We start from the raw sequence: 25,893 nt of genomic DNA, 5'->3' as shown, positions 1-25,893 counted from the left end.
CTCACCAGAGCAACAGCATCATCGCACACATGACGCCGTTGTTCAGCGCGTGTGCCATCATCGGGGCGATCAGGCTCCGCCGCCACATCCGCAGCAGCGAAAACGTGGCCGCCAGCGCCATGATCGCCGGCACACCGGCCCAGCCCTGCGGATGAATCACCGCAAACACAAACGCACCCGTGAGCATGCCCAGCAGCCAGCGTAGCCACGCTGACAAGCCGGGAAACAGCAGGCCGCGAAACATCACCTCCTCCGAAATCGGTGCCCACACCACCGCAAGCACGATGGCACCAAGTTTTGCCCATCCATCGCCCGCAAACACATCCACAATCGGATGCGATGGAAACTCACCCGTGAGCTTCATGATCCATGACGCGGCGATCATGCCCAGCACCAGCAAAGGTAGCGCCGCCAGCCATCCCAGCAGCCCCGCACCCACTTCACGAAGGATGCCCTGCCCCCGATGCAGTCCCAGCGACTCACGCCACAACGGCCGCTGCATGCCACGCACCAGCGGCCACGTCATGCCGATGATCAACGCCACCAACGCCGGCCCATAGCCAGCCCAGCGTGGCAATTTCACTGGCAGCAAATGCAGCAGCCACGGCAGAAACAGAAAGAGCGCCAGATAGATCGCGAAGCCCTCCACCAGCACACCTCCATGCTCACGACTGCTCCTTCCAAGCGTCAGACATAGCTTGCCGCTCCGCCAGCGCAGGATCGCGAGAATCATCATCACCAGCCCTCCTACGGCGGCCAGCATTCCCAGCATCATACCGCCGATCAACACCATCGCCGTCCCCATGCCCTGTTGCACGACCGCCTGCCGGGTAGGATCATCCGCAGCAAGCGTCTGCGCATGAGCGAGATCTGCGATCCAGCCATGCCGCTGATGCAGTTGCTTCCAGGCATCGTCATCCAGTTTTATCTGCGCCGCCTTCAATTGCCCCAGCGCCTCCACATCCTTTTTCAACGCTGCGCTTTTCCCTCCAATCCCTGCCAGATCTGCCTCCGCAGGCCATGCGTCATCCATCCAGCCCTTCAAGATCAAAACACGCAGCGCATCTTCATCGTTGCGTGCCAGCGTCTTCGTGTCGTGCAGCATGGCCTGGGTCATTTCCGCATTCCATTGCCCAGTTTCCTGCATCAACCCCTTCACGCCCACCGCATAACGTGCGATCAGCTCCAGCATGCGGTTCGGCTTCGTTCCTGCCGATCCCTCAACCCGCTGCACCGTCTGCATGCGCACCACAAACACCGCGCACGCGGCGATCACACACACCGCCAGCACCAGTCCCAGCTTTGCATGACGATACGGCTTCGATACGGGCAGCGGTGGTGGTGAAGCGGCGGATTCCATAGATCCGGCCATGAAACATCACCTTGCCAGCCAAGGCACGCACAATTCTGTTCCGCCATCACGTTCCATCTCACCAACCATGCGCCCTCTTCTCATTCTTCTCATTCTTCTCCTCGCCACCGTCGCTCAGGCCCAAACCCCGCGCCCCGGCGTGAACTACGACGAAGCCAAAGTCGGCAACGATCCGCTGCCTGATTTGAAACTCACCACCGCCGAGGATTGGACCAAAACTCGCCGCCCTGAAATCCTCAAGCTCTTTGAAGACCACGTCTTCGGCAAAACACCCACCGACATCGGCACACCGAAGTTTGAAGTCACCGCCACGAAGCCTGACGCCCTCGGCGGCCTCGCCACCCGCAAATTCATCCACATCTCGTTGCCCAATCGCCCCGCATGGCCCGGCATGGACGTGATGCTCTACACGCCAAACGCCACCAAGTCCGCGCCCTGCTTCGTCGGCCTCAGCTTCGGCGGCAACCATGCCGTCAGCCAGGAAACTGACGTTCCGCTCAACACCCGCTGGCAGCGCGACAACAAGGAGAAGAACATCGTCAGCAATCGTGCCACCGAAGCCTCACGCGGCACTGAAAGCAGCCGCTGGCCGCTCGAACTGATCCTCAAACGCGGTTTCGCCGTCGCCACCGCCTACTACGGCGACATCGAACCCGACCACGCCGACGGCTGGAAGGAAGGTCTCCGCGCCGCCGTCAGCAAGGATGGCGCGAACACTGATTGGAAAGACGGTGAGTGGGGTGCCATCGGTGCCTGGTCCTGGGGCCTCAGCCGCATCGCAGACTACCTCGAAACAGATAAACAGGTCGATGCCAAGCATCTCGCCGTCATCGGTCATTCACGTCTCGGCAAAACTTCGCTGTGGGCCGGAGCACAGGACGAACGCTTTGGCTTCGTCATCTCCAACAACTCCGGTGAAGGCGGCGCTGCCCTCATGCGTCGCGACTTCGGTGAAACCACCGCCATCATCACCAAGGCCTTCCCGCACTGGTTCACGCCGAAATACACCAGCTACGCCAACAACGCCGCCGCCTGTCCCATCGACATGCACATGCTCATCGCCCTTGCTGCCCCGCGCCCCATCTACATCGCCAGTGCGGTGGAAGACACGTGGGCAGACCCCAAAGGCGAGTTCCTCTCCGGTAAGTTCGCCAGTCCCGTCTGTGCGCTGTTCGGCAAAAAAGGCATCGTTGCCGATGAACCACCCGCCATCGACACCCCCGTCGGCGATTTCATCGGCTATCACGTCCGCACCGGCAAACACGACGTCACCGACTACGACTGGACGCAGTACCTGAACTTCGCCACACGGCATTGGGCGAAGTGAGTCTGTGTGATCAAAACTGGCAGTCACTCATCACGCTGGCTCATTCAGCGCCACTGAATGGGAACGCTTTGTCCGCCAGACACATGAGCCGCCGCAGGTTCCGCAAGCCAGGCCGGTTGAGTGAGAGTCGGTGAACCGTCGCCCGGCCCTTCGATGTGAACGGAATGATCTCCTGACCGTTGGAACTCCAGTGAAAATGTTCCGGCCAGCGGTCAGCACGCGGGTCAAACAGCGACACTTCCTGATGCGTGACCACATCCCAGCCCGTCTGGTGGTCGGCCTTCAGCAGATTGCAGCCATGACAGGCACAGGCGAGATTTTCAGCACTGGTTCTTCCGCCACACGCCAGCGGCACGATATGCTCGGCGACGAACGGACTCGCGGACAACGCCTCCGAGCTTTGGCAATATTCGCAACGAAATCCCGCACGCGCAAAGACCACGCGCCGCAGCTTTTCTGAAACTCGTGGCCGTGCAGGCATGTCAGCGTCCTGGCAAACCGAGCCGCTTCACCAGTGTGGCAACCGAGGTCTTGCGCAAGGCGGCCAGTTCTATCAGCCATTCCAGATGCCGGGCCTGATGGACGTCCATTTCAGCCACCAGGGCATTGAGGCGTTTACGGTCACTGGCCGTGAGCGCGCCCGCATCACGGCGGTTCAGCAACAGTTCATGCTCTTGACGCAGCGCCGCAGGCAGGCCGGACTGCACGCGTTTCATCAGCCAGGTTTCGCGTGCAGACAGCACCAGCGGGTGTTTGCGCAACCGTAACGCCTCAATCTGCGGCATGAGATGGTTCAGCGTCTCAAACGGCAGGGCTTCGAGATCGCGCAGAATCGCGCTGGAGGTCGGCTGGCAGCGTTTGGCGATGGCAAGCATGTCATGAGTTAATCCGCGAAATCATTTCAGGCAATCAGGCTTTTCGGGATTGCAGGGAACATCACCATTCCTGCTCAGGGACATTGAGCGGCAGTGATTTCACCGCCCGGCAGAATGTCGCTTGCCGATTCTGCCAAGCCCGTGTGTCTTGCAGGCATATGCCCGCGAAAAAAGCATCCAAGAAGGCGGCCAAGCCTGTCAAAGCATCGAAAAAACTCCGCAACGTGCCCTTCTGGATCGGCTTCGATCTCGGCGGCACGAAGATGATGGCCTCGGTGCTTGATGCGAACTACAACGTCCTCGGCTCCTCACGCAAATCGACCAACGGCTCCGAAGGTGCCGCCAAAGGCCGCAACAAGATCGTCAAAGCCATCCATGAGGCCATTGAAGAGGCAGGAGTGAATCCCAAGGGCATCCAAGGCATCGGCATCGGCTGCCCCGGTCTCGTAAATCCTGAGAAAGGCATCCTCATCTTCGCGCCGAACCTCGGCTGGACGAACATGGCGCTGCGCAAGCTGCTGCAGACCATTTTCAAGGCCCCCGTGGCCGTCTTGAACGATGTCGATGCAGGAACGTATGGCGAGTATGTGCTGGGTGCTGGCAAAGGCGCACGTTCGCTGCTCGGAGTGTTCCCTGGCACAGGCGTTGGCTCCGGTTTTGTCTATAACGGCCAGCTCGTCATGGGCCGCGCCATTTCCGCCATGGAACTTGGCAATCTGCTCCTTCCCGGCACGCACATCGGCAGTCCGGTGTTCGGTGTTGTTGCACTCGAAGATCTCACCAGCCGCCTTGCGCTCGCGTCGCAGGCCGGTTTGGCATGCTATCGCGGTCAGATGCCGGAACTCGATAAAAAGACCGAAGGTGCGCTCCGCAGCATCCGCAGCAAGGCGCTCGCCAATGCCTTCCGCAGTGGCGATGACGCGGCGATGATCATGTTCCGCAATTCCATCCGCTATCTCGGCATGGGCGTCGCCACCGTCGTTAATCTGCTCGCTCCTGACCGCATCACACTCGGTGGTGGTTTGGTGGAAGAACTGCCCGGTCTTTACCTGAACCTGCTCAAGGAAGAGGTCGAACGTTACGCCATCCCCGAACTCGCCAAAGGCATTCGCTACTCGCTCGCCAAGCTCGGTGGTCAGGCCGTTGCCGCCGGCGCCGTGGCATGGTTGCGCAATGAGAAGAAGTAACCACGCATGAGCGACCCACTTCCAGCAGCAGCGATGGCTCCACCGCCGGAACACGCCGTCATCTACGTCGGTGCCGCGTCCGTTTCCCTCGTCATCGGGCGCAAGGATGCCAGCGGCCAGTTCATCCGCATCGAGAGCCTCGACAAGCCGCTGCCCGTCGCACGCGACACCTTCCGCTCCGGCAGCATCACCCGCAGCACCGTCGATCAAGCGGCCGCCATCCTGCGCGATTATCTTCAAACGATGCGCGAGTACGGCATCCCGCCTTCGCAGTTGCGCTTGTTCACCTCGAACATTCTCGCCGAGGCCTCGAACCACGAGATTTTCCTCAACCGCCTTCAGGTTCACAGCGGCGTCACACCCAGCCTCATCGACGACGGCAACATGACGCGTCTGGTCTATCAAATCGCGCAGCGCATGCTGCTGAAGAACCCCACGCTCGCCAAAGGCAACACCTTCGTCACTCACATCGGCCCCGGCAACACGCGCGCGATTTACTTCCAGCAGGGCCGCCTTGCCGCCTACAGCAATTATCGCCTCGGCATCTTCCGCGCACGCGAAGCCGTCGCCACGCCCGATGATGAAACGCAGCAGCAGATGCTGCATCTCGAAGAACACATTCGCGGCGTCGTCGATCATCTCGCGCAGGATTACTCCGGTGTGAAGATCGACCATCACGTCGCCATCGGCGCGGAGATTCAAAGCATCGCCCCACGTCTCGGCAAAGCACGCCATGGCGCGCACCTCGTGCGCGAGGACGATCTTTCCACCTTCACCGACAAACTCGCGCGCCTGACGCCCGATGAACTCGTGCGTGAGCTCCATGTTCACTACACCGGCGGCGAAGGCATCGTTCCCGCATTGCAGACGAACCTCGCGCTCGCACGCCGCTTCGGCGATGACGCGATTTGGGTTCCGGAAGGAGACTTCCAGCTCGAACTCATGCTCGACTTGATGACCTCCGGCTCACGCACCGCGATCTTCCAGGAGGAAGTCATGCAGGCCGCGTCCGAAATCGGTGTGCGCTACAAAACCGACCGCAAGCACGCCGATCACGTCGCCCATTTCTCCCAGCAGCTTTTTCGTGAGTTGCAGCATCTTCACAATCTCGACTCCAAATACGAACTCGTCCTCCGCATCGCCGCCACGCTGCATGAAGTCGGCATGTTCATCAGCCCGCGTGAGCATCACAAGCACAGCCTCTACATTCTGCTGAACTCTGAAATCTTCGGCCTCAGCACGCAGGACCGCGTCATGGTCGCGCTGCTCGCACGCTACCATCGCCGCTACAATCCCGAGCCCAATCACCCGAGCTTCTCCGACCTCACGCGTGAAGAGCGCATGATCGTGCTCAAGCTCACCGCCCTGCTGCGTCTGGCCGATTCACTCGACCGCAGCCACGCGCAACGCATCAAATCCATCCAGCTCCGCCCCGACGGCGCACGCCTCAACGTCCTCACCCAGGGCGTGGATGACACCACCGTCGAGCAGATCGCCATCAACTCGAAGTGCGACCTCTTCCGTGAAATCTACGGTTATGAAATCACCCTCGCCAAATCCTGAACAACCGCCCGAACCGCCGAAGCTGCGCCTGACCGAGGAGCATTTCATCAACCGCGAACTCAGCTGGCTCGCGTTCAACTCCCGTGTGCTCGACGAAGCCGCGCGCAGCACGCTGCCCGTGCTCGAACGCGTGAAGTTCCTCGCCATTACCGCCTCGAACCTGGATGAATTTTTCATGGTCCGCGTCGGCGGTTTGCAGTTGTTGCGTGAGCAGGGCCTGCGCGCGCGTGACAGCGCCGGCCTCACGCCCACCCAGCAGTGGGAGCAGATTCACCAGCAGGCCGCGCTATTCATCGCACGGCAGTATGACATCCTGCAGCAGCAGTTGGTGCCGTTGTTGCACGAAAAAGGCATCCGTCGTCTTCCCATCGACAACCTCACCCCCGTGCAGCGCACGCAACTGCGCGAGTACTTTGCCGAGCATATCTCCCCGGTGCTTTCACCCGTGGTGATCGATGACGCGGGTGCCCGTGCGGCCATTCCGGCGCTAAACATCGTGCTGCTCTGCACCGTGAGCGGCGATGACAAGCGCCACGTCCTGCTGCCGCTGCCGGCCAATCTGCCGCGTCATGTGGCGGTTCCTGACCCCGAGGGCGGCCAGCACCTTTATGTGAACCTCGAAGACGTGGTCACACTCTTCATTGGCGAATTCTTCCCTTCCGAAAAAGTCTCCGCGCCAGCGCGATTTCGCGTCAGCCGCAACACCGACATCACCGTCGATGACGAGAGCGCATTCGACCTTGCCAGCGAAATGGCTGAAGTGCTCGAAGCGCGCCTCAAAAGCCCTGCCATCCGCATCGAGATCGAAGCCGGCGCCTCACGCGAGCATACGCGCATCATTCGCGACCTGTGCGGCGCACGCACCGCGCAGTTGTATGAAGTTCCGGGAGAACTCGATCTCCGCGCCTTTTTCCAGCTCGCCAGCATCTCCGGTTTTGATGAGTTGAAGGTCGAATCTTGGGACAGCCATCTCAGCACCGCCATAACGCCCGGCGAGAGCATCTTTGACGCCATCAAACGCGGTGACATCCTCCTGCATCACCCCTTCGAGAGCTTCGACCCCATTCTCGCCCTCGTCGAAGAAGCCGCCGCCGATCCCAACGTCATCGCGATCAAACAGATCCTCTACCGCACCGCGAAGAACAGCCGCATCATCTCCGCGTTGATTCGTGCCGCACAGGCTGGCAAGCACGTCACCGTGCTCGTGGAGCTGAAAGCCCGCTTCGATGAAGCACGCAATCTCGAACGTGCCGCCGATCTCATCAATGCGGGTGCCCAAATCATCTATGGCGTCGCCGGTTTGAAGACACATGCCAAAGTATGCCTCGTCATGCGCCGCGAATCCGGCCACATGACGCGCTACATGCACTTTGGCACCGGCAACTACAACGAAGCCACCGCCAAGCTCTACACCGACATCAGCCTGCTCACCTGCCGTGCGGAACTCGGCGCTGATGCCTCCACCTTCTTCAACACCGTCACCGGCCGCTCACGCTTCGTGCATTTCAACAAGCTCAGCATGGCCCCCTACGGCCTGCGCGAGCGCCTGCTCTCCATGATCCGCAGCGAAACCGAACGCGCCCGCCAGGGCGACGCCGCCGAGATCATGCTCAAGATGAACGCCCTCGAAGACCGCCAGATGATCGAGGCGCTCTACGACGCCTCGCAGGCCGGTGTGAAGATCCGCCTCAATGTGCGCGGCATCTGCTGCCTGCGCCCCGGCATCAAAGGCATCAGCGAAAACATCAGCGTCGTCAGCATCATCGACCGCTATCTGGAGCACGCCCGCGTCTTCTGGTTCCGCCAGGGTGGTAAGCCCGCCGTCTTCATCGCCAGCGCCGACTTCATGAACCGCAATCTCTCGAAGCGCGTCGAACTCCTCACGCCCGTCGAAGACAAAGAGGCCCGCAAACGCCTCCAGCACATCCTCGAAACCCACTTCGCCGACACCGCCCGTGGCCGCACCCTCAAACCCGACGGCACCTGGCACCTCGCCCACGTCACCGCCGCTAAGGCCCACCGCTCCCAGGAGCAGTTTGCCCGCGAAATGACCAAGCGTGCCCGTCAGGCGAATGAATCGCCGGATGTGCTGGTGCCGCATACGCCGAAGTGAAACTGAGCGCACCTCGCCCACTCTCATCGGCCAATGCTGCCCGAGCCACGGCTGTCACGAATCGCCGCACGCCCCTTTCCTGTGACCCTGGAGACGATGAAGATCGTGGACGGACTGCCGGGGCTGGATCTACCCTCCTAATCGCCGTCGTGCTTGATTGATCTTCAAAACCGAATCCCGACCCCATGCTTCACTACTTCCTTTTGGCCGTCATCACGCTCATGGCGTGCCTGCTTCCCCAAAACAACTTTACCCTGCTGGCCTATCTTGGCATCGGCCTCTATTCGATCTTCATGACGGTGGGCCTGTATCGGAAGGCGTCACCCCCGCTGCGACGCCAGATTCTGATCACTGCCTCCGGCGCTGTTTTAACGGCACTTGGGCTCGGCGTGTTCATCTACCTCCGCTGAACTTCGGGCCGCGACGCATTGCGACACAACTGAGCAGACGATGAGTAAGCACTATCGACTTTGGAAGCACCTCCTCGGCTTTCCGCTGGTGCTCCTGGCGCTGCTTTTGATGAAAACGGCACCGGAGTTGTCGCCGAAGTGGGTTGCCGGATTGGTGATGGCACTGCTCCTGGCCGTGGCCTATGTCGCCGAAGAAATTTACTGGATGACCCAGCGCAAGGGACGGCCCTGCGGACATTGTGGGAAGATGGTCCCGATGAAATCATTTACCGTGGTAGCCACCTGCCCTCACTGTGGACAGCCGCTCAAATAGCTGGCAGAAAAGAGCTGGGGAATACGCCAAGGCAAACGGAAGGGCATGGCTCGGATTGGATGGTGCCGAAGAAGCTCTAAACTCGGCAGCGGAATACCAAGCTATGAAGCGGCACTCTCACCCGCCACTCCCCATCGGCGAAACGTAGTCGAGGGCGATGGTGAGGAAGAAGTTCGAGATCAGAATCGTCAGTGATGAGAACACCACGGCGCGAGTCGTGCCCAGGCCGACACCGACGGCACCGTTCTCGGCGATGAGCCCCTGGTGGCAACTAACCAGCGTGATGATGATGCCGAATACGAGGCCTTTGAACATGCCAATGCCCACGTCCAGCACGTCGGTGTGGTCGATGGTGTGCTGCCAGAACCAGCCGCTCGGAACATCAAAACCGTACACGATGAGCGCACAAGAAGCCATCAGGCCAAACGCAATGCTCTCCGCCACGAGCAGTGGCATGGAAATGACCATCGCGAGAAAACGCGGCAGCACGAGGTAGTCCACCGGATGCACGCCCATGACGCGCAGCGCGTCGATCTGCTCCGTGACTTTCATGGTGCCGATGTCCGCCGCCATCGACGCGCCCACGCGCCCAGACACCATCAATCCTGCCAGCACCGGCCCGAGTTCGCGGCACAGCGCCACCGAAACGATCGCCCCGACGCTCGATTCGATGCCGAACGTCTTGAACTTCGCATACGACTGGAAGGCAAACACTGCGCCGGTGAAGGCACCGGTCACCACCACGACCAACTGCGAGCCATAACCAATCGCCACGATCTGCTGCGCCACGAGTTTAAGCCGCCATACGCCACTGCGCAGGCCGAGCCCCAGTTCGCGCATCAAGGCGGCGATCTGACCGAGCGAGGACAGCACGCCAAGAAAAACCCTGCCCACCAAGGCCAGCCATTCCATGCGTCGCAGCGATTCCATCCGCAGATGGATGTCGAGTGCTCGCGTCGCGTGAAGACAACGCGTGGTGCCGATTTCGTCACGCACCCATCATCTCAAAGCGCACCGACGGCGGAGTCGATTTGGGGAGTCCGCCACATGCCTCATGTTGCTTGTTGCTCAAAATCGTCAGGCGCAAGCATGGCGGGAACATCAATGGCGGCCATGTCGCCGCCTTTTGTCACGAGCACATTGCCGCCGTGCGTGTCGGCGCAGATCACCCGGTCCAGGCGGCGAAACCAGACGCTTTTTCCACGCCAGAAGCAGCGCTTGAAGCCGTGCTGGCTGAAGAATATCTCAATTTCATCCAGCTCGGCGGGCCTGCCTTGGATCGCCTGCTGTGATGTGATGACTCGAATCAACGCAAAGCCGGGTTCCATCACGCCTTCCAGTTCAATGGCATCACCAAAGACACGATTCTGGAGTTGGAGCCGTTCAAGGTAGCCGACTGGAGTTGCTTCGCAGCCATCCGGCAGCACCCCGAACGAATTGGCATAGGTGGCCTTCAACACACGCGGATTCTCACCGCCAGATTTCGGAAACCAGACCTCGTGCTCGAAACCAAAGGCATCTGGCGGCCGGGTCAGATCTTCGAAGGTGCAAAACCCTCCGCTACTTTCTGCCTAAAGCCGGAGAGCTTCGATTTCGGCAGCAAGGCGTGTCGCTGCAAATAGACCTCCACCTCGGCGAATTGCCGCAGCGCCTCGGCGCGTGTTTTCAAGGGCGACTTCAAGCGTGCCTGACGCATTTGAGCTGCAAATTTCTCCGGGTTCATGCTGCATCCTCCAACGGGTTGATATGAGGTTAGTTGATCAAAGCGACGGTTCAAGTTCTCATGCAAGCATCACACCACCGGCCACAGCGCCTTGTAAACCAGCGCACCGATGACGCCGCCGATGATCGGGCCAACGACGGGAATCCAGGCGTAGCTCCAATCGGAGCTGCCTTTGCCGGGAATCGGCAACACGAAGTGTGCGAGACGCGGACCGAGGTCACGGGCGGGATTGATGGCGTAGCCGGTAGGGCCGCCGAGGGAGAGACCAATCGACCACACGAGCAGGCCGACGAGCGCGGGAGCGAAGCCTTTGTCGAAACCGGAGTTGGGCACGAGGTTCGTGGGTGACAGGATGGCCAGCACGCCGAGCACGAGCACGGCGGTGCCGATGATCTCGCAGATCAGATTGCCCACCGTGTGGCGGATCGCCGGACCGGTGCTGAAGACGGCGAGTTTGGCTCCTTGATCATCCGTCACTTTCCAATGCGGGAGATAGGCCAGCCAGACGAGAACGCCGCCAAGGAATGCGCCGGCCATCTGTGCGGCGATGTAGCCGGGCACGAGCGCCCAGTCGAATTTCCCAATCGCCGCGAGGCCCAGCGTCACTGCCGGATTCAAATGCGCACCGCTGATGGCATTCGTGCAGTAAACACCCACCGCCACCGCGAAAGCCCAGCCTGCGGTGATGACAATCCAGCCCGCGTTGTGTCCCTTGGTCTGTTTGAGCACCACGTTCGCGACGACACCGTCGCCAAGGAGGATCAGGATCATCGTGCCGAGAAGTTCTGCGAGATTGGCGGACATAGGCGTTGGCTGGTTGGTTGAATTTCCGCGCAGGCTATCGAGCCACGTGAAAAAGGGCAAGATTCTAATCCGCTCTGGCCGCCTTCAGCCGCTCGTCATCGAGATCGAGCCGATACATGAGCTGATTGTAGTCATAGCGCGGCGTGGCGACGGGATTGCCGGAAAACGTTTCGGCATAGGTGCCTTGGAAGAAAATAACGCGACCGTCGAGCTGGTCGAAAAAGGCGTGATGGCTGGGATTGTAGAAGCTGTACTTCGGATGCGTGGCGATTTTCACCGCCTTGCGCCACGGGCCTTCGATCTGTTTCGACTCGAGATACCAGACTTCGCCGAGATAGGACACATCGCCGACCTCCTGCACGGCGATCATGACCCAGCGTTCGCGGTGCTTGTTCCAATGCACGCTGCCGGCATGCAGATGCACTGGCTTACCCGTCTGCGCATCGACGACCTGCATGCGCGCCTTGCTCGCTGGCATGGTTTTGGCGGCGATGAGTTTCTCCTCGTCTTTCTGTGACGTCGGCTTCTGCGAATTTTGCCAGACGTAGTCGCCATGCTCCGCTGACCACAGCAGCGACTCATAGGCGGAGGTGTTTTGCACGGATTCGTAGTCCGCCTTCACGCGCGTCTGGCAGAATGGCGCAGCGAAATAGATCCAGTCACCATCCGCGCCTTTAGCGCGCACAGCGTTGTGCTGCGGATGCTGCCACTCGAATTCATCCCCCAGCACGGCAATACGGCGGAATCGCTCGGTGGTTTCATCCAGCTCCGCGAGGCCATGCTCCAGCCGCTTGCCGAGGTCACGCCAGCGCGAGTAATGCGCGAGGAGGTGCTCCTTATCCGCCGCGTCCATCACCGTACACATGCCGAACAACCACACGACGCCGGGTTCATCGACGGGCAGCATCTTCGCCACGGCATCATTGTCATCGGTGATGTATTCAAAGTGGATGCCGTGCTCAGGATCAAGGCCGCCTTTGTCCGGCGGATCGCTCCAGGCAGCGGTGGAGTGAAAATTTCCCAGCGGGTAGTTTGGGCGCTGCGTATCGCCGAAGATCCAAAAATAGCGTCCCTTCCACGGCACCACCTGCACGGAGTCCTGCCCCATCACATCGGCAAACAAGTTCGGCCGCGGCAATGGTGCCTCATGGCCCAGCAACGTGCTGTCGCGGTAAATCCCCTGCCCCGTCAGCCGACACAGTCGCTCGGCGATGGTCGTGCGCAGCACCTTCACCTCCGCTGTTTTCCCGGCCACCGGCGTGAGTCTCACTCCGGCAAAACCGAAACCATCCTTCGGCAACGCGTAACCCGGTCCCTCCACTCCGAAATACACGACGCGGTTCATCAAACCTGGCTCGTTGAAAGCGATCCAGCCCGCGCTGTCGGTGGTCAGCGCGATGTGATTGGTCGTTTTCAGCGTGATCAGCGGCACACCGCGCCCGGTGGTCTCATCAACCACATGGATGGCAAAACAGTCCTCCGGCGCAGCGTTGAGAAGTTGCGGCAGGCCAAGTAAAATCAAAAACAGACGAAAAATCATGCTGCTGGTGTATCACCAATCCCATGCGCGTGGAAAGGACAATTTCGTGCCGCTTGACACTCGAATCGCAGATGCGAAGGCGCAGGGCATGTTTTTTGACACGCATACCCACCTCGCCAACAAGCAGTTTGACCACGACCTGCCCGCCGTGCTGGAGCGCGCACGCGCAGCGGGCATCACGCGCATGGTCGCACCGGCCACCGATCTCGAAAACGCTCGCAAGCTGCTCTCCCTGGCCGAACACGAGCCGGATGTGCGCGTGGCAGTCGGCATTCATCCTTGTGATGCGGACACAGTCTCCGGCACCGCCTGGCTCGATGAATTGCGCGAACTGGCCAAGCATCCCAAGGTCTGCGCCATCGGCGAGATCGGCCTCGATTACTTCCACGCGCCGCCGGCGGGCTTCACGCTCGACGATTGGAAGGCGCATCAGGCCCAAGTGCTCACCGCGCAGCTCGAACTCGCAGCGGAAGCGAAATTGAACGTGATCTTGCACAACCGCGAGAGCTGGGACGATCTGACCGCGCTCGTGCTGCCGTTCAGCGACCGGCTGCGCGGCGTGTTTCATTGCTACACCGGCACGCTGGAGCAGGCGCGGCCGCTGCTGGAGCGCGGCCACCTCATCTCCTTCACCGGCATCGTCAGCTTCAAAAACGCCGGTGTCATTGCCGAGACGGCACGTCTGGTGTCGGCGAACGGTTACATGATCGAAACCGACGCGCCCTACCTCGCGCCGGTGCCGCATCGCGGCAAACGCTGCGAACCGGCCTATGTGGCCGACACCGCACGCGCCATCGCCACACTGCGCGGTGAAACGGTCGATCAGGTCGCTGCGGACACCGCCCGCAATGCGCTGGCCTTCTTCCGCGGCTGCGATTGATCTCCTGCGAAAGCATTTCAATCTCACCACGTTCTCTGCCACCACCATGAAATCACTCGTACTCCTCGCCACGCTCTTGCTCACCGCGTTTGTCAGCGCCGCTGACTTCACCGTCGAAAAAACCGCCACCGGTGGCGCCCTGGTGAAGGTGGACGGGCAGGTGTTCGCCGAATACGTCGTCGATCAGGCGAACAAGCCTTACCTCTGGCCGATCTACGGCCCCACGGGCAAGTCGATGACACGCTCCTACCCGATGAAGAACGTCGAAGGCGAAAAGCAGGACCACCCGCACCATCGCGGACTCAATTTCGGCCACGAAAACATCGGCGGCTTCAACACCTGGGCGGAAGAGGCCTCGTACGGCACCACCGGCAAAGGCAGCGAGCAGCGCAAGCTGCTGGGCCGCATCAAGCATCGCGAATTCAAGGAGCTGACCGGCGGCAAAACGGGCGTGATCTATGCGCTCTCTGATTATGTTGATCAGGAGGGCAAAGTCATCATCACCGAGGAGCGCTGCATGACGTTCAAGGTCGAAGGCGAGTCGCGCCTGATCGACGTGGATGTCGATTTGATCGCGAGCAATGGCACAGTGAAAGTGGACGACCGCAAAGACGCCGGTCTGAGCATCCGTGTGCCGCACAGCATGTCCGTCGATGCCAAGGAGGGCGGCAAGATCATCAACAGCGAAGGCAACAAAGACGCCGATGCCTGGGGCAAGCGTGCGACATGGTGTGACTTCAACGGCCCGGTCGAAGGCGAGCAGCTCGGTATCGCGATGCTCAACCACCCGAGCAGCTTCCGCCATCCCACGCCCTGGCACGCCCGCACCTATGGCCTGTTCACCGCGAATCCCTTCGGCCTGTCGCAGTTGAAACTGCAGACTGAGAGCGGTGCCGTGGAATTGAAGCAGGACGAACGCATCAAGCTCCGCCACCGCTTCATCTTCCACAAAGGCGACGAGAAAGCCGGGAAGATCGCCGAAGCGTTTGCCGCCTACGCGAAGGAGACGCGGTAAAAAATGACGAATGAATGAGCGAAGCCCGAATGACGAATGCGTCATTCGGGCTTCTGCTTTTCTTCGTCATGTTCGCGCTCTTGCCGCTTCACGCAACGCTGAGCAGTTCCCGCGCCTCGGCCTGTCCGGGTGCCGGGCGGCCAAACTCGCTGGCGGTGACGCGGGCGAGCGCGGTGAGATGACGCCAGCGGAAGGCGGGACGGGTGCGATGGAACTCGTCCCAGGTGGTCTGGAAGTATTTCTCCGCATGCAACGCGCCATCCTCGCTGACGGCGTAGCGCAGCAAGCTCTGAAACACGGTCTCCGGCGCGATGCCCTGCATGCCGCAGCGATGCACGACGCCAGCAGCATGCCCTTGAAGATTCAGACGGATGTTATCGTCGAGTTCAGCGAGCAGTTTCACCTGATCCGTGAACGCACTGATCTGGCGCTTCGCGGGCAGCGGCTCCCATTCGAGAAAACGCTGCCCGCTGCTGGTGCGATCCCGCGCGACCTGCCACGCGCCGAGGATGAGACAGGCAAAGACGTTTCTTCCCTTGCTGACCTGCGAGAGATTACGCCACGCATGCACCGAATCGCTCGCATGCACGCCGACAGAGTCGCCATGCGTGCTGCCAGCCGGTTTGCCGGGCGATTCCCATTCCGGCGGACGACCATGATCGCGCAGCACGAGTTGATTCGCGGCCAGCGAGATGGCCTCGCCGATTTCATGTGGATCGAATCCTTCAGCAAGCGCGGCGGCCACCGCGCCAGCAGCCGTTTCGGGCGTGCCGCTGAAGATGGTGATGCTGAGCTTCTCCATGACGCCGTCCTCCATCGAGCGCGTGCCGGGATCGCGTCCCATGAGCTTGTTCTCGTCGATCAGCTTCGTCAGCGCCCTGCTGTGCTCGTCCCATTCGGGGCGGCGGTATTTTTCCGCGTTCAGGCAATAGCGCAGCGACATGCGCAGCATGGTGGTGGCATGCTCGCGGCCCACGAGATCGAGCAGATCCCAGGCGCGATACGGCAGCACGGTGCGATGCACCTCGGGATTGTCCTGCACGCATTCGAGCAGCGCGTTGAAGCCATCGTCCGCGCTGTTTTGCATCATGGTGGCAAAGATTTTCTCCGCGCCGGCGGTGTCCTTGCGTTTCACCGTGTCGTGAAGCTGCTGCGCAGTCGGTTTGTCCGTGCCAGCGGCCACAGGATGCAGCACCTCGTCGCCACGACCGCCATTTTCCTGCATGCGGTTGGTGTTGCGATACAAAACCTTGAACACCGGCAACGCGGCCTGTTTGTCCGGCATCGACGCAGCCATTTTCAGCGCCGGATGCAGCGCCATCAGCGTGTGGAAGCCGATGTAGTCCTCGCCGCCAAAGGTGCGTGCGTTGGCGAGCACGCCTGCGGCCACGAGTTTCTTCAACGGCACGCCGTCCTTGAGCTTCGCAGCGAGCGCGGGCTGCAATTTCGACACGGGCGTCTCCTGCATGAAGCAGACGAGCGACTCCATGCCGCCAAAGTTGAGCGCCGCCGGCGCTTCTTCAGCGACAGCAGATGAGATGCCGAATTCGGCGGCCAGCGCGGGGCCGATGGTGGCGAGAAGAGTGCCTTTGCCGACATCGGCAAGGAACTCACGACGGGATTGCGGTTCGTTCATGATTAACCTCCCTGGTTGGAATTAACCCGAGTCTCCCGGTTTGGCCGGGGAAGGTCAATGCTCCTTTTGGGCGGCTTTGAAAGTCCTGTCACCTTCCTTTTCCGCCGCCAGCAAGCGGCGTTCTTCAGGATAGAGCGCGGCATCAGGCGCGATGCCTTGCTTGAAGGAATCGGCGGCGTCATCGTCGGCAGCAGCGTGGAAGATGGCATGCAGCGCGGCACGCTCTCCCTCGGTCCAGGCGTGCGGCTGGGAGAGTAGCGGAAGGCAGGATTTGAGGTCCGCCGTCTGCCCGAGGCGCAGCCTGGCAAAGGCGACCAGAAAGGCGCTGTACACGTCCTGCGGTTGTTCCCTGCACCTTTGCGCGGCCTCGGCTTCGACGACTTCAAGGCGCTCCCCGCACAGGACTTGGTAGTAGCGCACCTGGCGCAGGAGATCCTGGTTCCATGCCTCGTCCTGCATGCGCCGGGTGAGCTGCTGCAGCACGATGTTGGCAGAGCCTCCGGCGCGGCGCGCCTCCTGGATGAAGGGGCCGGCCAAAAACAGGGCCACCGGGAAACGCGGGTCCATGGCCTCGGTGTAAGCCATCAGTGCGATGTCATGATGACCAAACTGCGCCGCCATGTGGGCGATGGCGACGAAGGCACCCTGGTTGCCGCGCTCGCGGGCGGCTGTGAGCGCCTCCTGCAGCAGTTCGCCGCTTTTGAGCGTCTTGCCACCCGTGGTCAGCAGTTCGAGGTGGGCTTGCATGATGGCCTGGAGCGGGCGTGGCAGCGGTGTGCCGGGATGATTGACCATGGCCACAGCCTCAGTCCAAAGTTGGGTGGCGATGAGGCTGTCCAGCCGCGTGGTGCAGAGCGCGGTATCCTTCAAACCGAGATCGAAGGTGATCCATTCGAGCACGAGCAGGTGCAGACCGTGCCGCTGGAGCATTTTGGCGATGGAGAGCCGCTCCTCGGCCTCGGTGTCGGCTTCGCGGACAAACATCTCACGCAACCAGTCGCGGAGGCGGTCCTTTTCGGACTCCGAAGGGTTGAGCGACGCCTGCAGCAGGCGCTGCATGACGCGGCGCTCGAGTTTTTTCCATGGCATGCGGTCGATCAGCGCGGCGAAGCGGTCGCGCTGCGCCGTGTCGTGGAGGGTCATGCCGGAGAGCGTCCAGAAGCAGTGCGTGCGCTGCGTGGAGTCGTAGTCGCGCATGGATTTTTCGAAGAGGTCGAGCAGTTGTTCGATCCCGGCCCGCTGTTGATCAGCCTCGGGAGAAAAGGCCGTGGATTTGGCGTGATCGAGCGTGGCGGCAGCATCCTGCGGCACTTGGGCGAGGACTTTGCTCAAGGCGGCACGCGCGCTGGCAAAATCACCGCTGCTAGCGGCGATCTCGGCCTGCGTGCGCCAGAGCGCGGGGGATTCGCCCTCGTCCTGCGCGAACTTCCTCAGGGCGATCTGCGCGCCGGTCTGATCGTGCAAACGGGCAAGAGTAGCGGCGTGGCGCAGTTTGTCCTCCGCCGTCGCGGCGTTGCGGCGGGCGAGGTGCTCGTAGAAGAAGCGGGAGTGGAAGGGCATGCCGGCCTGATCGGTGAGCTGGGCCATGGTGCGGATGACCTCGGGTTCGTTGGGTGAGCGCATCAAGGCACGGAGCAGGAGATGCACCCCCTCCTGGGCGGTGAGCTCGTTTTGCAGCAGCGGCACGGCACGGCGCACGTCCCAGCGTGACCACGCGGCTTTCACCGCCTGCTTAAACGCATGACCATGAGTGAAGGCCAGCACGGGCATCACCAGCGCCACGGCGGCGATGCTCCAGCGCCCCCAGCGCGGCATGAAGGCGAGCAGGCGTGCGATGATCAGCCCGGGCAGTTTGAGGGGGCGGTGCTGGACTTGAAGCATGGCTCGGGGTGAACAATCGTCCTCGAACTCGTCCTCCTACTCGTCCTCGGTCATGGCAGTTGGAATGACGGGATAAGTCACGATGAAGGTTTGGGTGTGATTGGGAGTTCTGGGACGATGCGATGGCGTCAGAATCGAGGACGAGGACGAGTTCGAGTAGGAGGACGATTTGCTATGATCTGCGGCGGCGAAAGGGCGTGTGGTGCGGAGCTTCTGGTTCGGGGCGGTGCGTCAGAATCGAGGACGAGTTCGAGTAGGAGGACGAGGACGAGGACGATTTATGCGCGGCGCCGCCGTATCATCATGCCGCACAGGCCCAGCATGAGCAGCATGGCACGACTGGGTTCGGGGATGTTGCTGACGATGCTGAGGACGCCGGTCTGACTGTCGAAGTTCCACACCTTGCCGCTGAGGGCGGGGGCGAGGATGTTGGCGAGGGCGAAATTGCCGGTGCGGGTGCCAGCATTGGTCACGTCCCAGAGCCGCCATTGGTCGCCGATGGCCCAGGCGGACAGGTTGTTGGGGTTGTTGATGAGCAGGCTGGCACCGCTGAGCACCGAGATGTCGCCGTAGAGGATGAGGAGATCGCTGGCGGTGGGGATGGCGGTGTTGTCGCCGGCCCCAGCGCCGCTGAAGAGGTCAAACTGCATAATCCCCGTGCTGCCGAGCGTGATGCCGGGGCCGCCGGTGGTGCGGAGTTCGAGATCCGTGCGCACGGCGGAGCCGAGCGTGGTGTCGCCGATGGTGAGGGTGCCATTGAGGGTGATGGCGTTGGTTCCGGCGTTGAGGCTGCCGGTGCCGGAGAGGACTGCGCCGGCATCGAGGAGGAGGCCGCCGGTGCCGGTGGCGCTGTCGGTGGCGTTGGTGAGGTTGAGCGTGCCCGCGCTGATGGCTGTGCCGCCGGTGTAGGTGTTCGCGCCGCTGAGTGTGAGCGTGCCGGTGCCGTTCTGCCTCACCTCACCACTGCCGGTGATGACCGAGCCCTGGGTGATGGTGTCGCTGCGGTTGAAGATCAGCGTGGCGTTGTTGGTGATCGCACTGGTGGCACCCAGAGTTCCGGTGGTGCCGCCGTTGCCGAGTTGCAGGGTGCCCGCGCTGATCAGCGTGGCACCCGAGTAGGTGTTCGTGCCGGTGAGCGTGGTGGTGCCGGAGCCGAGCTTGTTCACGCTCAGGGTGCCGGTGAGGGTCGGGGCAAAGCTGTAGCTGCCGCTGTGGTTGAAGTTCACCACCCCCGTGCCGCTGCCGCCCGTGACCGTGGCGGCATTGAGCGTGCCCACCGTGCCGCCGGTGCCGAGGTTCAGCGTGCCGACGCTGCCTGCGTTGAGGCCCAGCGTCACCGTGCCGGTGCCTGCTAGGCCCCCGACATGCACCGTGCCGCCCGTGAGGTTGAGCACCCCGGTGCCGTTTTCACCGAACGTGAGATTGTCGCTGCTGGTCCAGGTGCCGCCGCTGACATTCGCCGTGCCGTGGCTGCCTGCGACGCTGCCCACGATGGCCAAGGTGTTGCTGACGGCTCCCGTGCCGCTGAGATTGAGCACCCCGGTGCCGGCGACGGCGATGGCGAAACTGCCGCTGCTGGTCCAGGTGCCGCCGCTGACATTCGCCGTGCCGAGGCTGCCTGCGTTGGCGCCCAGACTAGCGCTGGTGTTGCTGATGGCTCCCGTGCCGCTGAGGTTGAGCACCCCGGTACCTCTGGAGCCGATGGTGAGACCGCTGCTGCTGGTCCAGGTGCCGCCGCTGACAGTCGCCGTGCCGTGGCTGCCTACGCCGTCGGCCAGGGTGGCGGTGAAGTTGCTCACGCTGCCGCCCGTGTGCAGCCGCAGGGTGGCGCTGTCTCCGGGAGCAGAGGCGACGGTCAGGCTGCCTGCATGATTGATGACACCGGTGCTGGCCACCTCCAGCGTGCCGCCGCGCACGGTGGTGGCGCCGTTGTAGGTGTTCACCCCGGCGAAGACGGTGGTGCCGGTGCCGCCGAGGTTCACCGCGTTCGCCGTCGCGCCATTTTGCAGGATGGGCGCGGTGAAGGTGATGGTGACTGCGGCGAAGTTGTTGATCAGGATCGTCTCACCGGTGGCCGCCGCGCGGAGGCCCGCCCCCCCGCGCTGCCGCTGATGCTCCAGGGGTTGGTGCTGCTGGCGCTGCCGCCGAAGTTCCAGGTGCTGGTGTCCAGCACCGCGCCGCTGTCCAGCGTGACCGCGCCTGCGGCGGCGGTGGTGTCCACGGTGATGCTGGCCGCCGCCTGGCTGGTGGTGATGGCCAGCGTGGAGCTGCCAGCCGCACCGGTGCCGCCGTTGTTGTTGTCGATCTGGTAGGGCGTGCCCACCACCGCCCCGCTGGCGGGCAGCAGGTTGGCACCGGTCAGGCGGATGACCTGGTCGGAGCCATTCACCGTGGCCAGGCCGTAGCCGGTGCTGTCCGTGACGGTGAAGCCGCCATTGATGACATTCCCCGCCGTCTGGCCGGTGAGCACGACGAGGCCGGTGCCCACGGTAGCCCCGCTGGCCCCACCGGCGGCGGTGTGGAAGTTCAGCGCGGAATTGGACCCGATGTCGTCCAAGGCTCCCAGGGTGAGGGTTTGAGCGCTACCCAGCAGGATGCGGCTGCCGGTGCTGGCCGTGGTGATCAGGCCGGCAAAGGTCTGGCTGCCGCTGCCGGTGAGCTGGAGCGTGCCACCGCCCAGGGTGAGGGCGGAGCTGCTGGAGATGATGTCGCTGCTGACGGTGCCAAAGGCGAGCGTGAGCGTGCCGCCATTGACCGTGGTGCGGCCGGTGTAGGTGTTCGCGCCATTGAGCACGAGGGTGCCGGTGCCGTTCTGCGTCACGGCTCCCGTGCCGCTGATGAAGGGGGCGAAGTCGCTGCCCTGGGTGACGGTGTCGCTGCGGTTGAAGGTCAGCGTGCCGTTGTTGGTGATCGAGCTGAGGACGGAAAGTGATCCCGTGGTGCTGCCATTGCCAATCTGCAGCGTGCCCGCGCTGATCGTGGTGGCGCCGGTGTAGGTGCTCGCGCCGTTGAGCCTGAGGATGCCGGTGCCCGCCTTCGTCAGGCTGCCGCCTGTGCCGCTGAGCACACCGGCGAAGGTCGTGCTCGTATTGGCTCCTCCTGCGGTGAGGGTCTTGCCCCCCAGCACCACCGAGGAACCTGCCGCGCCCGCCAGAGAGGCAATCGTCTCACCGGCTGCACTGATCGCCGAGAGGTCGAAGATGGCGGTCGTGCCAGCAACGTTCACCGCCGTCGTGTCCGCTAGCGCCCCTGCGCCGCTCAAGATCAGGGTGCCCGCGCTGATGGTCGTGCCGCCGGTGTAGGTGTTGGCTGCGGTGAGGGTGAGCGTGCCGCTGCCGTCCTTCGTCAACGGGGTGCCGGTGCTGATGATGCCCTGGATCGTCGTGTTCCCCGCACCGCCGACGGTGAGGGCTTGGCTGGACGCTAAGTTGCTGCTGAGGGTGAGCAGGCCGGCGTCGGAATTGATCCGTGTAGCGTTGCCCAGGGTGATGGCTCCGGCGAAGGTGTTGTCCCCGCTGATGTTCCGCAGCGCTCCGGTGCTGCTGACGCCGGTGCCATTGAGTGTGAGCGCCTCCGCCGCAGTGGTGATGCCACCCTGGAGCTGCAAGGCCGCGCCGCTGGTGATGCTGGTGCCTGCTGCGGTGGTGCCGAGTGCATCGGCATGACGGATGTTCAGCGCCCCGGCGCTGATGGTGGTGAGGCCGGTGTAGGTGTTGGCTGCGGTGAGGGTCAGCGTGCCGGTGCCGTCCTTCGTCAGCGTGCCGGTGCCAGTGCCAATGATGCCTTGGATCGTCGTGTTCCCCGTGCCGCCGACGGTGAGGAAGCGATTGGTCCCGGTGATGCTGCTGAGGGTGAGCAGGCCGGCGTCGGAGTTGATCCGCGTGTTGCCTGTCAGGGTGATGGCTCCGGCGAAGGTGTTGTCCCCGCTGAGGTTCCGCAGCGCTCCGGTGCTGCTGATGCCGTTGCCAGTGAGTGTGAGCGCCTCCGCACCGACGGCAATGCCGCCCTGGAGCTGCAAGGCCCCGCTGCTGCTGACGGTGGTGCCGCCTGCGGTGGTGCCGAGCGCCTCGGCATGGCGGATGTTCAGCACGCCCACGCTGACGGTGGTGAGGCCGGCGTAGGTGTTCGCGCCATTGAGCACGAGGGTGCCGGTGCCGTTCTTCGTCACGGCTCCCGTGCCGCTGATGACGGGGCCAAAGTCCGTGCCCTGGGTGACGGTGTTGCTGCGGTCGAAGGTCAGTGTGCCGTTGTTGGTGATCGGGCTGAGGACGGAAAGTGATCCCGTGGTGGTGCCATTGCCAATCCCCAGCGTGCCCGCGCTGATGGTGGTGGTGCCGGTGTAGGTGTTCGCTCCGGTGAGGATGAGGATGCCGGTGCCCGCCTTCGTCAGGCTGCCGCCTGTGCCGCTGAGCACGCCGACAAAGGTCGTGGTCGTGTCGGCTCCGAGGGTGAGGTTCTTGCCCCCCAGCACCACCGAGGAACCTGCATTGCCAGCCAGAGAGCCAACCGTCTCACCGGCCGCGCTGATCGCGGAGATGTCGAAGATGGCGGCCGCGCCCGACACGTTCACCGCTGTCGTGTCCGCCAGTGCTCCCGCGCCGCTCAAGCTCAGGGTGCCCGCGCTGATGGTGGTGCTGCCGGTGTAGGTGTTGGCTGCGGTGAGGGTGAGCGTGCCGGTGCCGTCCTTGGTCAACGCGCCGGTGCCGGTGCTGATGATGCCCTGGACGGTCGTGTTCCCCGCGCCGCCGACGGTGAGCGCGCGATTGGTCCCGGTGATGGTGCTGAGGGTGAGCAGGCCAGCGTCGGAGTTGATCCGCGTGTTGCCTGCCAGGGTGATAGCCCCGCCGTAGGAGTTGTCCCCGCTGATGTTCCGCAGTGCCCCGGTGGTGCTGATGCCGTTGCCGTTGAGCGAGAGCGCCTCCGCACCGACGGAGATGCCGCCCTGGAGCTGCAAGGCCGCGCCGGCGCTGACGGTGGTGCCAGCGTCGGTGCTGCCGAGCGCCTCGGCATGGCGGATGTTCAGCACGCCCTGGCTGACGGTGGTGAGGCCGGCGTAGGTGTTCGCGCCATTGAGCACGAGGGTGTTGGTGAAGAGCTTTGTCACGGCTCCGGTGCCGCTGATGACCGTGGCGAAGTCGGTGCCCTGGGTGACGGTGTCGATGCGGCTGAAGGCCAGGGTGCCGTTGTTGGTGATCGCGCTGGTGGTGGCCAGCGAACCCGTGGTGCCTTGGAAGCCAAGCTGCAGCGTGCCCGCGCTGATGGTGGTGGTGCCGGTGTAGGTGCTCGCGCTGGTGAGCGTCAGCGTGCCGGTGCCCGCCTTCGTCAGGCTGCCGCCTGTGCCGCTGAGCACACCGGCAAAGGTCGTGTCCGTGTTGTCTCCTCCTGCGGTGAGGGTCTTGCCCCCCAGCAGCACCGAGGAGCCTGCCGCGCCCGCCAGAGAGCCAACCGTCTCACCGGCCGCGCTGATCGCGGAGATGTCGAAGATGGCGGCCGCGCCCGAGACATTCACCGCTGTGGTGTCCGCTAGCGCCCCCGCGTCGGTCAAGCGCAGGGTGCCTCCGTTGATGGTGGTCGCACCCGTGTAGGTGTTCACCCCGGCGAAGACGGTGGTGCCGCTGCCTTTGAGGGTCACCGGGTTCGTGCCGAAGGCCAGGATAGGCGCAGTGAAGGTGATGGTGCCGGTGGCGAAGTTGTTGATCTGGATCGCGCCATTGTTCCCCGCCGCGCGGAGGCCCGCGCCGCTGGTGTTGCCACTGATGCTCCAGGGGTTCGTGCTGCTGGTGCTGCCGCCGAAGTTCCAGGTGCTGGTGTCCAGCAGCACGCCGCTGCCCAGGGTAACAGCGCCTGCGGCGGCGGTGGTGTCCACGGTGATGCTGCCTGCCGTCTGGCTGGCGGTGATGGCCAGGGTGGAGCTGCCAGCCGCACCGGTGCCGCCTGCATTGTTGCCGATCTGGTAGTGCGTGCCCAGCACCGCCCCGCTGGCGGGCAGCAGAGCGGTATCCGTCTTGCGGATCACCTGATTCGAGGCATTCACCGTGGCCAGGCCGTAGCCGGTGCTGTCCGTGACGGTGAACCCGGAATTGATGACATTCCCCGCCGTCTGGCCGGTGAGCACGACGAGGCCCGTGCCCACGGTGGCCCCGCTGGCCCCACCGGCGGCGGTGTGGAAGTTCAGCGCGGAATTGGTCCCGGCGCTGGTCAAGGCCCCCAGGGTGAGGGTTTGAGCGCTGCCCAGCAGGATGCGGCTGCCGGTGTTGGTATTGGTGGTCAGGCCGTTGAAGGTCTGGGTGCCGGTGCCGGTGAGCTGGAGCGTGCCACCGCTCATCGTGAGGGCGGAACTGCTGGAGATGATGCCGCTGCTGACGGTGCCAAAGGCGAGGGTGAGGGTGCCGCCGCTGATCGAGGTGGCCCCGGTGTAGGTGCTGGCCCCGGTGAGCACCCAGGTGCCCGCCTCGGTCTTCGTCACCCCCACGCTGGTGGCGGTGCCATTGGAGATGCTGCCGCTGAGGGTGTTCGCGTTCGTATTCGACCCCGTGAGGGTGAGCGTGGTGGCCCCGGTGGCACCGAAGATGGCACCGCCGATGACCAGCGTGCCGCTGCCCGCGCCGGTGCCACTGGCGCTGTCGTTGCGGAAGGTGTAGGTCGTGCCCCGGAGCGACAGTGGAGCGTTGATGGTCTGGATGACGTTCGTGGCCGTCAGCCCGCTGGCGATCTGGATGGTGCCGGTGCTGCTCAGCCGCAGCGCATTGCCGCCCGTGGTGCCGATGACGTAGCTGCCCGCCGCCCCGGTGAAGGTGAGGCCGAAGATGTTCTGCGTGGTGGAGTCAATGACGATGGGCGTCGCGAGGGTGCCCCAGCCATTGGCGATGGCGGCATTGAAGGTGGCGATGTCCGGGCTGTTGGTGACCGAAGTGCTGCCCGGAGCCGCGCCGCCGGACCAGTTGCCCCCGGAGGACCAGTTCCCATCAATCAAAGAGCCGCCGATCCAGGTTTGATTGGCCGCCTGCCCCGTGAGAGCGGGGAGGAGCAGGCAGGCGAGGGTGAGGAGGCGGTGTGTGGTTTTCATGGCAGGCGGCGGCGGAGACTGGGAGACTGGGAGACTTGGAGACTTGGAGACGGGGAGACTTGGAGACTTGGAGACGGGGAGACGGGCGAAAAGAGCCCGTCAGAGGGGATGCACGGATTCCGGGAGCGGACGTTCCGAAGAATGTGAAACTATTTTTCGAGAGGGCTGGGAGGGGGGCCTCACGCCCT

19 protein-coding genes are annotated in these 25,893 nt (G+C 63.1%); 7 read left to right on the top strand and 12 right to left on the bottom strand.

Annotated elements, in window-relative coordinates; all coding sequences use genetic code 11:
* Position 1 precedes the first annotated feature (1 nt).
* Complete coding sequence (locus ACKVY0_RS27095) at positions 2-1,360, bottom strand: lysostaphin resistance A-like protein (RefSeq protein WP_409217999.1); 1,359 nt, start codon at positions 1,358-1,360, stop codon at positions 2-4.
* A 79-nt stretch (positions 1,361-1,439) separates the two neighbouring features.
* On the opposite strand from ACKVY0_RS27095, the gene ACKVY0_RS27090 reads away from it, so the two are divergent.
* Positions 1,440-2,699 carry an acetylxylan esterase gene (locus tag ACKVY0_RS27090; protein WP_409217998.1) on the top strand — a complete coding sequence of 420 codons (1,260 nt, stop codon included), beginning with the start codon at positions 1,440-1,442 and terminating at the stop codon, positions 2,697-2,699.
* A 40-nt stretch (positions 2,700-2,739) separates the two neighbouring features.
* On the opposite strand, the gene ACKVY0_RS27085 is transcribed toward ACKVY0_RS27090, so the two are convergent.
* Entirely contained in the window at positions 2,740-3,180 is a 441-nt protein-coding gene (locus ACKVY0_RS27085; RefSeq protein ID WP_409217997.1) for an HNH endonuclease, read from the bottom strand.
* A 1-nt stretch (position 3,181) separates the two neighbouring features.
* A complete protein-coding gene (locus ACKVY0_RS27080) occupies positions 3,182-3,574 on the bottom strand; it encodes a hypothetical protein (protein ID WP_409217996.1) in 393 nt (130 codons plus the stop codon).
* Positions 3,575-3,732: 158 nt separating this feature from the next.
* Between ACKVY0_RS27080 and ACKVY0_RS27075 the strand changes: the two genes are divergently transcribed.
* The 4 genes from ACKVY0_RS27075 to ACKVY0_RS27060 all read left to right on the top strand — a co-directional run bounded on the left by ACKVY0_RS27075 (position 3,733) and on the right by ACKVY0_RS27060 (position 8,847).
* Positions 3,733-4,761, top strand: a complete 1,029-nt coding sequence (locus tag ACKVY0_RS27075) for an ROK family protein (protein ID WP_409217995.1) — start codon at positions 3,733-3,735, stop codon at positions 4,759-4,761.
* A gap of 6 nt (positions 4,762-4,767) precedes the next feature.
* The gene (locus tag ACKVY0_RS27070; protein ID WP_409217994.1) at positions 4,768-6,324 is read left to right on the top strand and encodes a hypothetical protein; all 1,557 of its coding nucleotides are present in this window, start codon (positions 4,768-4,770) and stop codon (positions 6,322-6,324) included.
* Positions 6,299-8,437, top strand: coding sequence for a polyphosphate kinase 1 (gene ppk1, locus ACKVY0_RS27065; RefSeq protein WP_409217993.1), 2,139 nt, complete (start codon positions 6,299-6,301; stop codon positions 8,435-8,437). Before ACKVY0_RS27070 ends, ppk1 begins: the two co-directional genes overlap by 26 nt.
* A gap of 185 nt (positions 8,438-8,622) precedes the next feature.
* Positions 8,623-8,847, top strand: coding sequence for a hypothetical protein (locus ACKVY0_RS27060; RefSeq protein WP_409217992.1), 225 nt, complete (start codon positions 8,623-8,625; stop codon positions 8,845-8,847).
* Between the two features lie 430 nt (positions 8,848-9,277).
* Here the strand turns inward: ACKVY0_RS27060 and ACKVY0_RS27055 are convergent, their stop codons facing one another.
* The 5 genes from ACKVY0_RS27055 to ACKVY0_RS27035 all read right to left on the bottom strand — a co-directional run bounded on the left by ACKVY0_RS27055 (position 9,278) and on the right by ACKVY0_RS27035 (position 13,227).
* A complete protein-coding gene (locus tag ACKVY0_RS27055; RefSeq protein WP_409217991.1) occupies positions 9,278-10,156 on the bottom strand; it encodes an MlaE family ABC transporter permease in 879 nt (292 codons plus the stop codon).
* 56 nt (positions 10,157-10,212) lie between these two features.
* Positions 10,213-10,617 (bottom strand): hypothetical protein, encoded by a 405-nt coding sequence (locus tag ACKVY0_RS27050; RefSeq protein WP_409217990.1) that lies wholly within the window; start codon positions 10,615-10,617, stop codon positions 10,213-10,215.
* Positions 10,618-10,691: 74 nt separating this feature from the next.
* Positions 10,692-10,883 (bottom strand): hypothetical protein, encoded by a 192-nt coding sequence (locus tag ACKVY0_RS27045; protein WP_409217989.1) that lies wholly within the window; start codon positions 10,881-10,883, stop codon positions 10,692-10,694.
* Positions 10,884-10,952: 69 nt separating this feature from the next.
* On the bottom strand, positions 10,953-11,687 hold the full coding sequence (locus tag ACKVY0_RS27040) for an MIP/aquaporin family protein (protein ID WP_409217988.1): 735 nt from the start codon (positions 11,685-11,687) through the stop codon (positions 10,953-10,955).
* 64 nt (positions 11,688-11,751) lie between these two features.
* Positions 11,752-13,227: a hypothetical protein gene (locus tag ACKVY0_RS27035; protein WP_409217987.1), complete on the bottom strand. Its 1,476-nt coding sequence runs from the start codon at positions 13,225-13,227 to the stop codon at positions 11,752-11,754.
* A 46-nt stretch (positions 13,228-13,273) separates the two neighbouring features.
* On the opposite strand from ACKVY0_RS27035, the gene ACKVY0_RS27030 reads away from it, so the two are divergent.
* Positions 13,274-14,107 (top strand): TatD family hydrolase, encoded by an 834-nt coding sequence (locus ACKVY0_RS27030; protein WP_409217986.1) that lies wholly within the window; start codon positions 13,274-13,276, stop codon positions 14,105-14,107.
* 46 nt (positions 14,108-14,153) lie between these two features.
* Positions 14,154-15,122 carry a PmoA family protein gene (locus ACKVY0_RS27025; RefSeq protein WP_409217985.1) on the top strand — a complete coding sequence of 323 codons (969 nt, stop codon included), beginning with the start codon at positions 14,154-14,156 and terminating at the stop codon, positions 15,120-15,122.
* Positions 15,123-15,210: 88 nt separating this feature from the next.
* Here ACKVY0_RS27025 and ACKVY0_RS27020 read toward each other — a convergent pair whose 3' ends face one another.
* The 4 genes from ACKVY0_RS27020 to ACKVY0_RS27005 all read right to left on the bottom strand — a co-directional run bounded on the left by ACKVY0_RS27020 (position 15,211) and on the right by ACKVY0_RS27005 (position 25,705).
* A complete protein-coding gene (locus ACKVY0_RS27020) occupies positions 15,211-16,758 on the bottom strand; it encodes a hypothetical protein (RefSeq protein WP_409217984.1) in 1,548 nt (515 codons plus the stop codon).
* A gap of 54 nt (positions 16,759-16,812) precedes the next feature.
* Positions 16,813-18,639, bottom strand: a complete 1,827-nt coding sequence (locus ACKVY0_RS27015) for a hypothetical protein (protein WP_409217983.1) — start codon at positions 18,637-18,639, stop codon at positions 16,813-16,815.
* Between the two features lie 278 nt (positions 18,640-18,917).
* Complete coding sequence (locus ACKVY0_RS27010) at positions 18,918-20,621, bottom strand: beta strand repeat-containing protein (RefSeq protein ID WP_409217982.1); 1,704 nt, start codon at positions 20,619-20,621, stop codon at positions 18,918-18,920.
* A gap of 71 nt (positions 20,622-20,692) precedes the next feature.
* Entirely contained in the window at positions 20,693-25,705 is a 5,013-nt protein-coding gene (locus ACKVY0_RS27005; protein ID WP_409217981.1) for a beta strand repeat-containing protein, read from the bottom strand.
* Positions 25,706-25,893: the final 188 nt, after the last annotated feature.

It is taken from the genome of Prosthecobacter sp. (assembly GCF_046154365.1).
Taxonomy (GTDB): Bacteria; Verrucomicrobiota; Verrucomicrobiia; order Verrucomicrobiales; family Verrucomicrobiaceae; genus Prosthecobacter.
This window is presented reverse-complemented; position numbering and strand designations above follow the sequence as displayed.